This is a genomic window from Alkalicoccobacillus porphyridii (genome assembly GCF_007293315.1).
GTDB lineage: Bacteria > Bacillota > Bacilli > Bacillales > Bacillaceae_D > Alkalicoccobacillus > Alkalicoccobacillus porphyridii.
Genome location: NZ_VLXZ01000366.1, coordinates 1 through 247 on the forward strand (window position 1 = coordinate 1; position 247 = coordinate 247).

Sequence of the window (247 nt, forward strand, 5' to 3'; positions counted from 1 at the left end):
TGTCAGCGACGCTGGCCTCTACGGGTACGCCTAGTTTCTTTATTCATCCTACAGAAGCTTTCCATGGCGATCTGGGCATGATTACGCCTTACGATCTTCTGATCCTTATTTCTGCCAGCGGTGAAACGGATGAAATCCTCAAGCTAGTTCCTTCACTGAAAAATTTCGGCAACCGAATTATCGCCATTACCAATAATGGAAATTCCACGCTGGCGAAAAATGCTGATGCCGTGCTGGACCTCCACAT

General features: G+C 47.4%; 1 protein-coding gene. It reads left to right on the forward strand.

The window, feature by feature from the left end:
- On the forward strand, positions 1 to 247 hold a 247-nt coding region (locus FN960_RS24620), incomplete at both ends, for an SIS domain-containing protein (RefSeq protein WP_143850859.1).